We start from the raw sequence: 13,460 nt of genomic DNA on the forward strand, positions 1-13,460 counted from the left end.
TATTATGCCTATTAAGAAATCAACGACAAAAGCAGCTGCGACAGAGGCTGTGAAGACAACGACCGAAGAGAAGAAGACAGAGGCAGCAAAAGCTGCAGAACCAGTAAAAGCTGCAAAAACACCAGAGAAAAAACAGCCTGTAAAACGTGCCGCTGCAAAGAAAGCCGTAGCTGAGAAAAAAGCAGCCGTAAAACCTGCCGCAAAAGCTGCGGAAGCAAAGAAATTTGTTTATGTTCAGTGCCTGGGCAACGAATACAAGGTTGAAGATATTGAAAACAGTGTAAAAAAAGCATGGATGGACGAGACCGGAAAAAAAGAGAGCGACATCAAAGAAATGCAGATTTACATCAAACCGGAAGAGAACGCCGCTTACTATGTGATCAACAATGAATACAAAGAAGGCGGAAATAAAGTGGATTTATAAGAACTTATTTTCAACGGGTTTTATGTAAAAGGAAAAGAGGGAGCTCCTTCATGCGGAAGAAGCGCCCTCTTTTTTGAATGAGTGATCATTCAACTTTTTTCTGAGAAAGTATGTTTCTCAGGCAGGACGAAGATTAAAGCTGAGTAGATCCGCTTGACATCTGTCTTTCCTGTGCTTCGATCATTTTCTTAACCATATAACCACCAACGGAACCGTTCTGTTTGGAAGTCAGGTTTCCGTTGTAACCGTCTGTAAGCGGTACACCTAACTCGTTGGCTACCTCATATTTGAAACGGTTTAATGCACTCTTTGCTTCGGGTACTGCTGCGCTGTTAGAAGAATTTGTGTTAGACATGTTTTTCTTCCTCCTTAAATGTTTTGTTTTTTTGTTACAATGGTAGTATGTGATTTATTACTTTTTTTACACCTAGAAGTTCTTTCAAGTTTTGACAAATTTTGTGAATTGTATTACAATAGTGATTCGGTGAATAAAACATTTAATTTGCGTAAGGGGATTTGTATAATTCTGTAAAATATGTATAAAATTTAAAATAATAATTGCAGTTAGTTGTTATATTTGCTATAATTGTTCTGATAAAAGAAAATGAGGATGATAGAATATGAATGTTGGTATTATAGCGCACAACAGTAAAAAACCTCTGATTGAAGATTTTTGTATTGCTTATAAGAATATTCTGGCAAAACACCAGGTCTATGCCACCGGAACCACAGGCAGAAGGATTGAAGAAGTGACCAATCTGCATGTGCATAAATTCCTTCCGGGAAGCATGGGCGGCGATAAGCAGTTTACGGAGATGATAGAACGCGGTGATATAGATATGGTGATCTTTTTCTATAACCCGGCTATGATCGATCAGAAAGAACCGGATGTCTACCAGATATCACGGTGCTGTGACCAGTACAATATCCCTATCGCTACAAACATCGCTACAGCGGAATCCCTGATACTGGGACTTGACCAGGGGGATCTGGACTGGCGTATGAATAAGTAGAGAAAAGGAATTACAACAAGATGAGAGTGATTGCAGGAAGTGCAAAGAGTATGCCCCTCAAGACAATCCCCGGTACGGACACCCGGCCGACCACCGACAGAATCAAGGAAACGCTGTTCAATATGCTGCAGCCGTATCTGTGTGACTGCCGGTTCCTGGATATATTTTCAGGCAGCGGTGCCATCGGGATTGAAGCATTGAGCAGAGGGGCATATTCGTGTGTCTTTATAGAAAAAAATAAAAAAGCGGCAGAGTGTATCCGGGAAAATCTGAAATTTACCCGGCTTGCTGACAGCGCAGAACTTTACTGCCAGGACGTATTTTCCGCCCTGGGTGTTCTGGAGGGCAGTGAGCCCTTCGGCTGTATTTTCATGGACCCTCCCTATAACAGGGAACTGGAAAAACAGGTGCTTTCGGTGCTTTCCAAAGCATCCTATGTGGATGAGGACACCCTGATTGTGGTGGAAGCCTCCTTAGAGACACCTTTTGATTATCTGGAAGAGTATGGCTTCACAATGGTAAAAGACAAGAGATACAAGACGAACCGGCACATTTTCCTGAGAAAGGCATGAGATACGAGCAATGGTGAGAGCAATTTATCCGGGCAGTTTTGACCCGGCAACTTTTGGACATCTGGACGTGATAAGGAGAGCAGCGGAACTTTTTGATGAGGTAATTGTTGGAGTTTTGATGAATTCTGAAAAAAGTCCGTTGTTTTCTGTGGAAGAACGTGTTAATATATTAAAGAAAGTGACGGCAGATATCCCGAACCTGAAGATAACATCCTTTTCAGGCTTGTCGGTGAATTTTGCCAGAAGCTGTGATGCCAAGGTGATTATCCGCGGTCTGCGGGCAATTACCGATTTTGAATATGAACTGCAGATGGCGCAGACCAACCGGGTGCTTGCCAGAGATGTGGATACCATGTTTCTGACTACCAGCCTGGAGTACGCTTATCTGAGTTCCACCACTGTAAAAGAAGCCGCCTATTTCGGCGCGGATATTTCCAAGTTCGCTCCGGAATACGTCGTTGAAAAAGTGAGAGAGAAATTCGCACAGAAGGAAAAAAAGTAAGAATACAATAAGGAGAATGATTATGAGTAGCAGAATTGAACAGATTATCGAAGAAATTGAAGAATATGTAGAGAGCTGCAAATATCAGCCATTGTCCACCACGAAAATCGTAGTGAACAAGGAAGAATTAGAAGAACTGCTTCGTGAACTGCGTATGAAGACTCCGGATGAAATCAAGAGATACCAGAAGATCATCAGCAATAAGGATGCCATCCTGGCTGATGCCCAGGCTAAGGCAGACGCTATCATCGCTGAGACAAAAGTGCAGGTACAGGAGATGGTAAAAGAGTCTGAGGTGATGCAGCAGGCATACGCGCAGGCCAATGAGACTGTGAATACTGCTAACCGTCAGGCACAGGATATCATTGACGCGGCAACAAACGATGCCAACAATCTGCGCCTCAGTGCAATTTCCTATACCGATGAAATGATGGCTAACATGGGTCAGATCATGGCGAATACTCTTGAGGATGCCGGTTCCAAATACAATGAGTTCGTACGTTCCCTGCAGGCTTCTCTGGATGTGATCAACAGAAACAGAAGCGAACTGCAGCCTCAGTTAGGAGGCGTTGCGCCGGTACAGGAGGCTGCACCGGAGACTGAGGGCGTTTCCCTGGATGATGATGATTTAGATGATTTCGACGAATAAGAATGCCAGAAGGCCTGTGAGCAGAAAGTTTGTAAGCTTTGCCCATACATAAGGCCCGAAGGACAGGTCTGTTCCCGCAAGCATGGACTTTGTCTGGGCTGCAACGCAGATGCCGCCGAAGGCGGTGATCCCCAGCAGCATGGGGTATAAAAAAGTAAGACTCCAGCCGGTGCCTGCCAGGGCAGTGATTCCGGTGGTCATTTCCGTGACACCGCACATGACATACATAACCGGCCCGAGAGGTGTAAATACTTTTTTGATGACACCCTGGAAGACAGAAAAGAGGATGATATATCCTCCCAGTTTTGTGATGGACTCAAATCCGTTCATAATAGAGGTATCCAGAATTTCTCCCAGTGGGGATTGGATGGATATCTCTTTTTCATTTCCTGCCGGGGGGCAGGTGTCAGCGGCAATGGCGCTGTGGTCTGCTTTCTTTCGGAAGAGAAGGCAGCACAGGTAGTTGGCAAGATAAATGATGCAGTAGGTGGGAAGAATCAGTGCTTTCTGTCCCAGCGCCTGCAGGCAGACATAGGATGAGAGAAAGGACGGGCCAGGGTGATTGGCAAAGGTGAGAAGGTATTCTGCCTCTTTTTTGGAAATCCTGTTTTCCCGGTAGAGGTCAGCCGTCACCTTGGCGCCCATGGGATAGCCGCAGACAAATCCCAGAAGCAGTGCGTAGGCGCCGTCACAGGTAAGGGCAAAAAAGCGGTGCCACAGGCCTGACGGTATGCGGATCCATTTTTTCAGCAGGTCGGTCCGGATCAGCAGGTTTGAAATGATCATGAAGGGCAGCAGAGAAGGCAGCAGGGTCTCAAACCACAGCATCAGGCCGGAAGCTGCACAGGTAAATGAGGTGTCCGGGAATAGGAGGAGAAAAGATAGCATAATTAGGAAGGGGAGTAGGAATAGAAAACGTTTCATAGGGGGGGAGCTCCTGGTGGTTTTTTAAATTATATGCGGGGGTGGGAGGATGAATGCGGACGGAAGTGTATGGGAGGAGGGCAGGGGAGGGATTTCCTGTGAACGAAGCGTTCCGCTGCCGGGGAGCTAACCTGCTCCCATTTACTAAATTCATCGGCAATGGCCTCTTCATTAAGTAACTGGGGCAGGTGGATCTCCCCGGCGCTCCACTGAGACATCGTTCACAGGAATTCCCTCCCCTGCCCTCCTCCCATACACTTCCTGGTTTTCACAGGCCGCGGGATGTGTTTTGAAGGACTTACAGCGTATGTAAGTGATTTTTTTAATGTTTTTTATTAATTTAAAAAGTTTATATGTTTTAGACTTCCGGAGAAAAGGAGCAGGGGTGGCGGGGAGAAGCTGTCTGTGTCAGCGAGGCTAAGTGGAGGAGGCTGTGAGATCCACCGATTACGGAGACTTAGGCGCGAAGCCTCTGCTGAGCGTCTTAGCCGCAGTTATCGGTTAGCTCACTGCTTCCGGAACCTCGAGCGGACACAGACAGCTTCCCCCCGCCGCCCCGTCCGTGAGCCACCAAACTAAAACAGGTAAAAATCCCCCATCCCCTTGCCAAGCGGGGGAGAATGTGACAAAATAGAAGACAGCAGAGGAATAAAATTACAGGAGGAATCAATATGTCAGTATTAGAAAATCTGAAACCGGAAAGAGTGTTCCATTATTTTGAGGAGATCACAAAAATTCCTCATGGTTCCGGCAATACACAGCAGATCAGTGATTATCTTGCGGCTTTCGCCAAAGAACACAGCCTTCGCTATATACAGGACGAGAGAGGGAATGTGATCATTTTTAAGGATGCAGCCAGCGGATATGAGAATGCACCGGGAGTGATTCTGCAGGGGCATGTGGATATGGTGTGCGAGAAGCTTCCGGGCAGTACACATGATTTTACGAAGGATCCGCTCACACTTTTTGTGGAGGGCGATATTATACATGCGGACGGTACGACTCTGGGCGGGGATGACGGCATTGCCGTGGCCTATGAGCTGGCCATTCTGGAGGATGATAAACTGCAGCATCCGGCCATTGAGGCTGTGTTTACCGTGGATGAGGAAATCGGACTTCTGGGCGCATCCGCACTGGATACTGCCCCGTTAAAGGGAAAATACCTGATCAATCTGGACTCCGAGGAGGAGGGAATCCTCTGGGCAGGCTGTGCAGGCGGTATGACTAGTATCAGCGAGCTGCCTGTTAATTATCAGGAGAGAACAGGAATCCGCTATGATATCAAGGTGGATGGACTTCTGGGAGGGCATTCCGGAGCGGAGATTGATAAGATCCGGGCAAATGCCACACTGCTTCTGGCCAGATTTCTCCATGAATTCAGAGAGTTCGGAGAGTTTGGGCTGATATCTTTGAGCGGCGGACAAAAGGACAATGCCATTCCGCGCCAGGCAGAGGCATCCGTGCTGACAGAACAGGAAGACGGGGAAAAGCTGGTGAGCTATGCGGCAGAGTTTACACAGATGCTGAGAAAAGAGTATACAGGTACAGATGAGGGTATCACAGTGACGGCTGTGTGCCGGGGTGAGCAGACGGAACAGGTGCTTCATCCTGTAAGCCAGGAAAAAGTAATCTTCTTCCTTATGAATTATCCCAATGGTATTCAGAAAATGTGCGGTTTCATTGACGGGCTTGTGGAGACTTCCTGCAATGTGGGGGTTACAAGACTGGGAAGTGAGTGCCTGGCCTGCTCCACCAGCGTGAGAAGCTCCGCAGGTTCTGCCAAGAAGGCGCTGGCAGGAAAGATTCAGTACCTGACTGAATTTCTGGGAGGTGAGTACCATGTGGAAGGAGATTATCCGTCATGGGAGTACCGCCAGGATTCTGTCCTGCGTCCGCTGATGGTACAGGTATATAAAGAAATGTATAAGGAGGAGCCTGCTGTCCAGGTGATCCATGCAGGTCTGGAATGCGGCCTGTTCTATGAGAAGATCCCGGGGCTTGACTGTATCTCCATCGGACCGAATATGAAGGATATCCATACTTCTGAGGAGACACTTTCCATCTCCTCCACAGCAAGGGTCTATGAGTATCTGCTGGAAGTATTGAAAAGATTGAAATAATAGAAAGCACGCTCTGCGAATTTTCTATTGTCATAAATAATTGGAATATTTTCCCCTGTCTGTTCATAAAATGATATGTACGGGTAAGAGCCGATCTTTACAGGCTCTGGTACAGGCACAGCCGAATTTTATGTCAGATGGGGGAATTTTTGTGCGGAAATGGATACTGTTTTTTCTGATTTTGGTGTTTGCGGATGTTTTTGCCATCAGTTCCCTGAAAGAACATGTTTCCCTGGATATCCTGCGTGAGGCCGGTATTCCTGTGGAGGAGATGGAGAACGCGGGAATGTCTCCAAGAGAAATGCGGCTATATCTGCCTTTCTGGCAGGATATGGAGTATTTTCCCCTTGCGGTCCGCCCTCAGGAAAGGGAAGATCCGTTTTCCTTTACGGATACCTGGATGGAGGAGCGGAATTATGGAGGAAAGCGGAAACATGAAGGCTGCGACATTTTCGGTAAAGCAATGCTTTCCGGGTATTACCCTGTCATCAGCATCACGGACGGAACCGTGGAGAAAGTGGGATGGCTCCCTTTGGGCGGCTGGAGGATTGGAATCCGAAGTCCGAAAGGCGGCTATTTTTACTATGCCCATCTGAGCGGTTACGGCAGAGAATTTTTGGAGGGGGAAGCTGTGAAGGCGGGAGAGCTTCTGGGATTTTTAGGTGACAGCGGATATGGTGAGGAGGGGACCTGCGGAAAGTTTGCACCCCATTTACATATGGGATTATACACAAGATACGGTCAGGATGAGGAATATGCCCTGAACCCGTACCCTGTGCTTGTATACCTGAAGGATCATACAAAGGAGATAAGTTACTGAATTTCTATGGTGAGAGTTATAGAAATATGCTATACTTAAAATACCTTACGCGAAAACCGGGCCGTTATAGGGAAAACAAAGCGCGCGGCTCCGGATACCCACTTGGGCACCCCGCAGATTGTGCCGCAGCAGACGCGGCAATGATAAGGGATAGAAAAACAGGCGCACTGGTAAGGAGTAATGTCTTATGGAGATACATTTATGGCGTGAACTGCTGATTCCGTATGAACTTGCTGTCAAAGAGCTGGTTATCAAATTCAACCATCTGAAGAAGGAGCACAAAGAAAAGGACCTGTACTCCCCCATTGAACAAGTCAGCGGAAGAGTCAAAACGATCAACAGTATTCTGGAAAAAATGCAGAGAAAAAATATATCCTGGGCAGACCTGGAGGAGAAGGTGGAAGATATTGCCGGCATCCGGGTGATCTGCCAGTTTTATGAAGATATTGAAAAAGTGGCAGAAATCATAAGAAAGCGCCGGGATATGCAGGTGGTGGAGGAGAAGGATTATCTCACACACATGAAGGAGAGCGGCTACAGAAGCTATCATATGATCGTTCTGTATCATGTGGAGACTCTGGATGGCCCGAAAGACATCAGGGCTGAGATCCAGATCCGGACACTTGCCATGAATTTCTGGGCTACCATCGAACATTCCCTGCAATATAAGTATAAGGGAAATATGCCGCCTCACTTAAAGGCGCGGTTAAATCATGCAGCCCAGTCCATACTGCTTCTGGACGAGGAAATGTCTTCTGTCCGGAATGAGGTTATGGATGCCCAGAATTCCATGCTGCACCAGTCTAATCTGGTGTCAGGGATTCTGAATAATATTGAGAATCTATACCACTATTCCAACAAGAGGGAAGTGGCAAAAATACAGGATGAGTTTTACCGGATTTATGAGACTAAGGATTTATCCAGACTGGAACGGTTCCACCGGGAGCTGGATATTATCGCTGAGGGCTATCGGGCCCAGGCAGTAGCTACAGAAGAAATTATGTAAAAAGGACGAGACAATGAATCTGCCGAGTGATTATGAACAAGAGATGAAAGAATTGCTGGGCACGGAGCTGGAGGCCTATAAAAAGAGCCTTGACCTGCCGGTCATGCAGGGACTCCGTGTCAACACAGCAAAGATTACCTGCGAAGAATTTGAAGCCATCACCCCCTTTTCCATGGAGAAGATACCCTGGATACCAAACGGGTATTTTCTGAAGGAGGAGGAGCGGGCATCCAGGCATCCGTATTATTTTGCCGGATTGTATTATCTGCAGGAGCCAAGCGCTATGACACCGGCCAGCAGGCTTCCTGTAGAACCGGGAGACTGCGTACTGGATCTGTGCGCGGCTCCGGGCGGTAAAGCCACGGAGCTGGGCGGACGGCTTATGGGACAAGGAATGCTTCTGGCCAACGACATCAGCAGCAGCCGGGCAAAGGCTCTGCTTAAGAATCTGGAGATGGCAGGCATTCCCAATGTCTATGTGACAAGCGAGGACCCGGAGGTTCTGGAGCGGAATTTTACAGGCTTTTTTGACAAGGTACTCATAGACGCTCCCTGTTCCGGGGAGGGAATGTTCCACCGGGAACCCAGAATGATGGAATACTGGAAGGAGAGAGGACCTGAGGCTTATGTGCCTGTACAGAAAAAGCTCATCCTCCAGGGTGCCCGCATGCTGCGCGGGGGAGGAATGCTTTTGTATTCCACCTGCACATTTTCAAGGAAAGAGGACGAGGAAGTGATTGAATATCTGCTGCAGGAGATGCCGGATATGCGTCTGAAGGAAATCCTTCCCTATGAAGGATTTGCAAAAGGCGCCGGACTTGAAAAATGTGTTAGGATTTTCCCTCACAGAATGCCGGGCGAAGGACATTTTCTGGCTCTGCTTGAAAAAAGCGGAGAGGACAGCAGACCGGGGCAGGAAAATCTGCGGACCGGGAAAAGAAAAGCACCCAAACTGCCGGACTGTGCGGAGGAGTTCTTATCGCTTCTGTCATATCCCATAGACAGGGAGAACTTAAAACTGGACAGGGACAGACTTTACCTGCTCCCGGGCAGGGTGGAAGTGCCGAAGCTGCGCTTCCTGCGCACAGGACTCTATCTGGGTGATGTGAAGAAAAACAGATTTGAGCCTTCACAGGCACTGGCCATGGCTTTAAAGCCGGAGGAATTTGTCTCCTGTATCCGGCTGGAGCCTGAGGATGTGCGCACAGTCAAATATCTGAAAGGGGAAACTCTGGATGTATCGGATCTGCCGGTGGAAAAGCAGAAGGGATGGCAGCTTATATGTGTCAGGGACTATCCTCTGGGATTCGGCAAGCTGGCAGGCGGAATCCTGAAAAATAAATACTATGCCGGATGGAGATGGCAGTAATGGGAAAGATTCGATTAGATAAATATCTGGCGGATATGGGCCTTGGTACCAGAAGTGAGGTAAAGAAGCTTCTGAAAGCCAAACAGGTCACCATAAACGGTGAGACCGCCACAAAGCCGGAGCTGAAAGTGGACCCGGAGACAGATGAGATTTTGTCTTCCGGAGAGCGCGTAGTATATGAAGATTTTGAGTATTATATGCTCAATAAACCCCAGGGCGTGGTCTCTGCTACAGAGGACAGCAGGGACAAAACCGTGCTGGACTGCATACCTTCCAAAAAGAGGAAAGATCTGTTTCCCGTAGGCAGGCTTGACAGGGATACAGAGGGGCTGCTTCTTATCACCAATGACGGGGCGCTGGCTCACAGGCTGCTCTCCCCGAAAAAGCATGTGGACAAGACATATTTTGTGCGCCTGAGGGACGAACTTTCAAAGGAGGACTGCAAAAAGCTGTGTGAAGGTGTGGATATCGGTGAAAAAAATCTTACCATGCCTGCAGAGATCACAGAGTATGAGCCGGAGGGCAGACAGTGCTTCATCACCATCAGAGAAGGGAAATTCCACCAGGTGAAGCGAATGTTTGCAGCCGTGGGCAATGAGGTGTTATACTTAAAAAGGCTTTCCATGGGAAGCCTTATTTTGGATGAAACGTTACAACCCGGACAATACCGGAAACTTTCAGAGGAAGAGATAGAAAGGTTAAAGAAAAATGCTTGAAAATATCAATGCAGTATTATTTGATTTGGATGGAACCCTGGTGGATTCCATGTGGATGTGGAAGGCTGTGGACGAGGAATTTCTGGCCATGAAAGGGCTGGAAGTGCCGGAGAACCTGGAAGAGTTCCAGCAGGAGCTGGAGGGAATGGGGTTCACGGAGACCGCGGCATATTTTAAAGAACGCTTTGCCCTTCCGGATTCCCTGGAAGCCATCAAAAGTACCTGGGTGACCATGGCAGAACACAAATACTGCCATGAGATTCCCCTGAAGAAAGGGGCGCGTGAGTTTTTGGGCTATTTAAAAGAGCGAAAAATTCCTGCGGCCATCTGTTCCAGCAACAGTATCGAGCTGATCCGGATGGTGCTGAAAGCCCATTCCATAGAAGAATACTTTACGGACATTACCACCTGCTGTGACGTGCCGGCAGGCAAACCGGCCCCGGATGTGTACTTGAAGACAGCGGCGGGCTTACATAAAAAGCCGGAGGAGTGTCTTGTGTTTGAGGATGTCCCCATGGGAATCCTGGCCGGGAAAAATGCCGGTATGAAGGTCTGTGCCGTGGAGGACGCCTTCAGTGCACAGCAGGCAGATAAGAAGAAAGATTTGGCAGATTATTATATTGATGATTATTTTCAGGTGATGAATCACACATATGAGGTGCTTTTATGACAACGGGATTTTTGCCGGTGACAAGGCAGGAGATGGAACAGAGGGGAATCACACAGCCGGATTTTGTTTATGTGAGCGGGGATGCCTATGTGGACCACCCCTCTTTCGGTACGGCTATCATTACCAGGCTTCTGGAATCTTACGGATACAGTGTGGGGATCATTGCACAGCCTGACTGGAAAGATGAGAAAAGCATCACTGTGTTCGGGGAACCGCGTCTGGCCTTTCTTGTGTCAGCAGGCAATATGGATTCCATGGTGAATCACTATACCGTATCAAAAAAGCACCGGAGTACAGACGCCTATTCTCCCGGAGGGAAAATGGGGCTTCGCCCTGACCGGGCAGTCATTGTGTACGGCAATCTGATCCGCAGGATTTATAAACACACACCCATGATCATTGGCGGTATTGAAGCATCCCTCAGAAGATTTGCCCATTACGACTATTGGTCTGACTCCCTGAAGCGCTCCGTGCTTCTGGACAGCGGGGCAGATATGATCTCCTACGGTATGGGGGAGAAGAGTATCCTTGCCATTGCCAGAGCTTTGAATGAGGGGATGTCCATCCGTGATATCCATGATATACCCGGTACGGTATATCGTACTATGGAACTGCCGGGAGGCGTGATCCTGCCCTCCTATGAGGAGCTTTGCAGGGACAAGAAAGCCTATGCCGAGAGTTTCCGCATTCAGTATGAGAATATGGACCCTTTTACCGGAAAGGTTTTGGCAGAACCATATGAAAAACAGGGGTATCTGGTGCAGAACCCGCCCTCCAAACCACTCACAACACAGGAGATGGATGAGGTGTATGGTCTGCCTTACACCCGTACCTATCATCCCATGTATGAGAAAATGGGGAAGATACCAGCAATTGAAGAAATCAAATTCAGCCTCACCAGCAACCGGGGATGTTTCGGAGGCTGTAATTTCTGTGCCCTTACCTTTCATCAGGGAAGGATCGTACAGGTAAGAAGCCACGCATCCATTCTGGATGAGGCTGTCATGTGTACAGAGGAGAAAGATTTTAAGGGGTATATCCACGATGTGGGCGGTCCTACCGCGGATTTCCGCCAGCCAGCCTGCAAAAAGCAGATGACAAAGGGTGTCTGCAAAAACCGTCAGTGCCTGTATCCGAAACCATGCAAAAATCTGGAGGCAGATCACAGGGACTACCTGGAGCTTCTGGCAAAACTCCGGGAGATTCCAGGGGTGAAGAAAGTTTTCATCCGTTCCGGGATCCGCTTTGATTATGTGGAGGCAGACAAGGACAGGGAATTTCTGGAGAAGCTTGCGCAGTATCATGTGAGCGGCCAGCTTCGGGTGGCGCCGGAGCACGTTTCCGACCAGGTGCTTACCTATATGGGCAAGCCGGAACATGCGGTGTATGAAAAATTTCTGAAAGATTTTGAAAAGGCCAATGCGCGCACCGGTAAAAAACAGTATGCAGTGCCATATTTCATGTCTTCCCATCCGGGATGTACCATGAAGGAGGCTGTCAAGCTTGCGGAATATGTGCGTGATATGGGATTTACGCCGGAACAGGTGCAGGATTTCTACCCCACACCCTCCACTATGTCCACCTGTATGTATTATACCGGCCTGGACCCGAGAACCATGGAGCCGGTATATATACCGAAAAATCCCCATGAAAAAGCCATGCAGCGGGCCCTCATCCAGTATAAGAACCCCGCGAACCGGGAACTTGTAAAAGAGGCCCTTATAACGGCGGGAAGGACTGACCTGATTGGGACAGACAGAAAATGTCTTATCCGTACAGGAAATGGCAGTGATACAAAGAGGAAGGAAGCCGAACGCGGCAGCAAAATGAAAGACCGCAGAAATACACAGAAAAAGAAAACCATAAGAAATATCCACAAAAAGAAGAGTAGGTGATCGTTTGAAAATAGCAGTCATAACCGGTGCTTCCTCAGGTATGGGGAAAGAGTTTGTGCGCCAGATCGCCAGCCATTACGGCTGGCTGGATGAGATCTGGGCCATTGCCAGAAGAAGTGAGGCTCTGGAAGAACTTGGAAAGGAAATCGGTATCAAGGTCCGTGTGATTCCCATGGATATTACGGATCCCAAAAGCATCGGAAAGCTGAAAGAAATGCTGAGGGAATACAAACCCTATGTAAAATATCTGGTAAATGCAGCGGGCTGCGGAGTGCACAGGAGTGTGGAGGTAACCTCAGCCGGGGACTGTACCGGAATGATAGATCTGAACTGCAGGGCCCTGACGGAGATTACCAGGCTTTTTCTGCCGTATATGAGGCAGAAGAGCCATATTGTCATGGTGGCATCCGCTGCCGCTTTTATCCCCCAGCCGGAATTTGCCGTGTACGCGGCCACAAAAGCGTATGTCCTCAGCTTTTCCCGGGCTCTTTTCCGGGAGCTGCGCGGCTACATTGCGGTGACGATTGTCTGCCCGGGGCCGGTAGATACGGAATTTCTCGAGCATATCGGTGGAAAGAAACGCATGCCTTCCTATAAGCGTAGATTTATTGCCCGCCCGGAGGCAGTGGTAAACCAGGCGATTTTGGATGCAGCGAGAAAAAAAGAAATCTCCATTTATGGATTTTCTATGAAATGTTTTTTTATCCTTTGCAAAATTGTTCCACATAGGGTATTATTAAAAATTGTAGAAGTTATTTCTAAATGACAGTTACTATTCAC

At 48.1% G+C, this 13,460-nt stretch carries 14 protein-coding genes and 1 pseudogene; 13 read left to right on the plus strand and 2 right to left on the minus strand.

Annotation, left to right across the window (positions count from 1 at the left end):
• The first annotated feature begins 4 nt into the window (after window positions 1-4).
• A complete protein-coding gene (locus tag V8Q34_RS16690) occupies window positions 5-424 on the plus strand; it encodes a DUF6465 family protein (protein ID WP_033141731.1) in 420 nt (139 codons plus the stop codon).
• 133 nt (window positions 425-557) lie between these two features.
• Here V8Q34_RS16690 and V8Q34_RS16695 read toward each other — a convergent pair whose 3' ends face one another.
• On the minus strand, window positions 558-779 hold the full coding sequence (locus tag V8Q34_RS16695; protein WP_033141730.1) for an alpha/beta-type small acid-soluble spore protein: 222 nt from the start codon (window positions 777-779) through the stop codon (window positions 558-560).
• Between the two features lie 265 nt (window positions 780-1,044).
• On the opposite strand from V8Q34_RS16695, the gene V8Q34_RS16700 reads away from it, so the two are divergent.
• The 4 genes and pseudogenes from V8Q34_RS16700 to V8Q34_RS16715 all read left to right on the plus strand — a co-directional run bounded on the left by V8Q34_RS16700 (window position 1,045) and on the right by V8Q34_RS16715 (window position 3,160).
• Window positions 1,045-1,437 (plus strand): methylglyoxal synthase, encoded by a 393-nt coding sequence (locus tag V8Q34_RS16700; protein ID WP_033141729.1) that lies wholly within the window; start codon window positions 1,045-1,047, stop codon window positions 1,435-1,437.
• A gap of 14 nt (window positions 1,438-1,451) precedes the next feature.
• Window positions 1,452-2,009 (plus strand): annotated as a pseudogene (gene rsmD, locus V8Q34_RS16705) (16S rRNA (guanine(966)-N(2))-methyltransferase RsmD); the annotation flags it as partial.
• A gap of 10 nt (window positions 2,010-2,019) precedes the next feature.
• Entirely contained in the window at window positions 2,020-2,511 is a 492-nt protein-coding gene (coaD, locus tag V8Q34_RS16710; RefSeq protein WP_033141727.1) for a pantetheine-phosphate adenylyltransferase, read from the plus strand.
• 22 nt (window positions 2,512-2,533) lie between these two features.
• Window positions 2,534-3,160: a hypothetical protein gene (locus V8Q34_RS16715; RefSeq protein ID WP_033141726.1), complete on the plus strand. Its 627-nt coding sequence runs from the start codon at window positions 2,534-2,536 to the stop codon at window positions 3,158-3,160.
• Here V8Q34_RS16715 and V8Q34_RS16720 read toward each other — a convergent pair.
• A complete protein-coding gene (locus V8Q34_RS16720) occupies window positions 3,140-4,084 on the minus strand; it encodes a sporulation protein (RefSeq protein ID WP_033141725.1) in 945 nt (314 codons plus the stop codon). The genes V8Q34_RS16715 and V8Q34_RS16720 overlap by 21 nt on opposite strands.
• Window positions 4,085-4,755: 671 nt before the next feature.
• Here V8Q34_RS16720 and V8Q34_RS16725 point away from each other — a divergent pair.
• The 8 genes from V8Q34_RS16725 to V8Q34_RS16760 all read left to right on the plus strand — a co-directional run bounded on the left by V8Q34_RS16725 (window position 4,756) and on the right by V8Q34_RS16760 (window position 13,446).
• On the plus strand, window positions 4,756-6,204 hold the full coding sequence (locus V8Q34_RS16725) for an aminoacyl-histidine dipeptidase (protein WP_033139451.1): 1,449 nt from the start codon (window positions 4,756-4,758) through the stop codon (window positions 6,202-6,204).
• 151 nt (window positions 6,205-6,355) lie between these two features.
• Complete coding sequence (locus V8Q34_RS16730; RefSeq protein WP_227210667.1) at window positions 6,356-7,024, plus strand: M23 family metallopeptidase; 669 nt, start codon at window positions 6,356-6,358, stop codon at window positions 7,022-7,024.
• Window positions 7,025-7,211: 187 nt separating this feature from the next.
• Window positions 7,212-8,030, plus strand: coding sequence for a GTP pyrophosphokinase (locus V8Q34_RS16735; protein WP_033139453.1), 819 nt, complete (start codon window positions 7,212-7,214; stop codon window positions 8,028-8,030).
• 13 nt (window positions 8,031-8,043) lie between these two features.
• Window positions 8,044-9,399 (plus strand): RsmF rRNA methyltransferase first C-terminal domain-containing protein, encoded by a 1,356-nt coding sequence (locus V8Q34_RS16740; protein ID WP_033139454.1) that lies wholly within the window; start codon window positions 8,044-8,046, stop codon window positions 9,397-9,399.
• Window positions 9,399-10,115, plus strand: coding sequence for a pseudouridine synthase (locus V8Q34_RS16745; protein WP_331466702.1), 717 nt, complete (start codon window positions 9,399-9,401; stop codon window positions 10,113-10,115). Before V8Q34_RS16740 ends, V8Q34_RS16745 begins: the two co-directional genes overlap by 1 nt.
• Complete coding sequence (locus V8Q34_RS16750) at window positions 10,108-10,785, plus strand: HAD family hydrolase (protein ID WP_033139456.1); 678 nt, start codon at window positions 10,108-10,110, stop codon at window positions 10,783-10,785. The genes V8Q34_RS16745 and V8Q34_RS16750 overlap by 8 nt, the downstream gene beginning before the upstream one ends.
• Window positions 10,782-12,680 carry a YgiQ family radical SAM protein gene (locus V8Q34_RS16755; RefSeq protein WP_033139457.1) on the plus strand — a complete coding sequence of 633 codons (1,899 nt, stop codon included), beginning with the start codon at window positions 10,782-10,784 and terminating at the stop codon, window positions 12,678-12,680. The genes V8Q34_RS16750 and V8Q34_RS16755 overlap by 4 nt, the downstream gene beginning before the upstream one ends.
• Window positions 12,681-12,684: 4 nt before the next feature.
• Window positions 12,685-13,446 carry an SDR family NAD(P)-dependent oxidoreductase gene (locus V8Q34_RS16760; RefSeq protein ID WP_033139458.1) on the plus strand — a complete coding sequence of 254 codons (762 nt, stop codon included), beginning with the start codon at window positions 12,685-12,687 and terminating at the stop codon, window positions 13,444-13,446.
• The last annotated feature ends 14 nt before the right edge of the window (window positions 13,447-13,460 follow it).

It is taken from the genome of Blautia sp. JLR.GB0024, from assembly GCF_037000545.1.
Taxonomy (GTDB): Bacteria; Bacillota; Clostridia; order Lachnospirales; family Lachnospiraceae; genus Blautia; species Blautia celeris.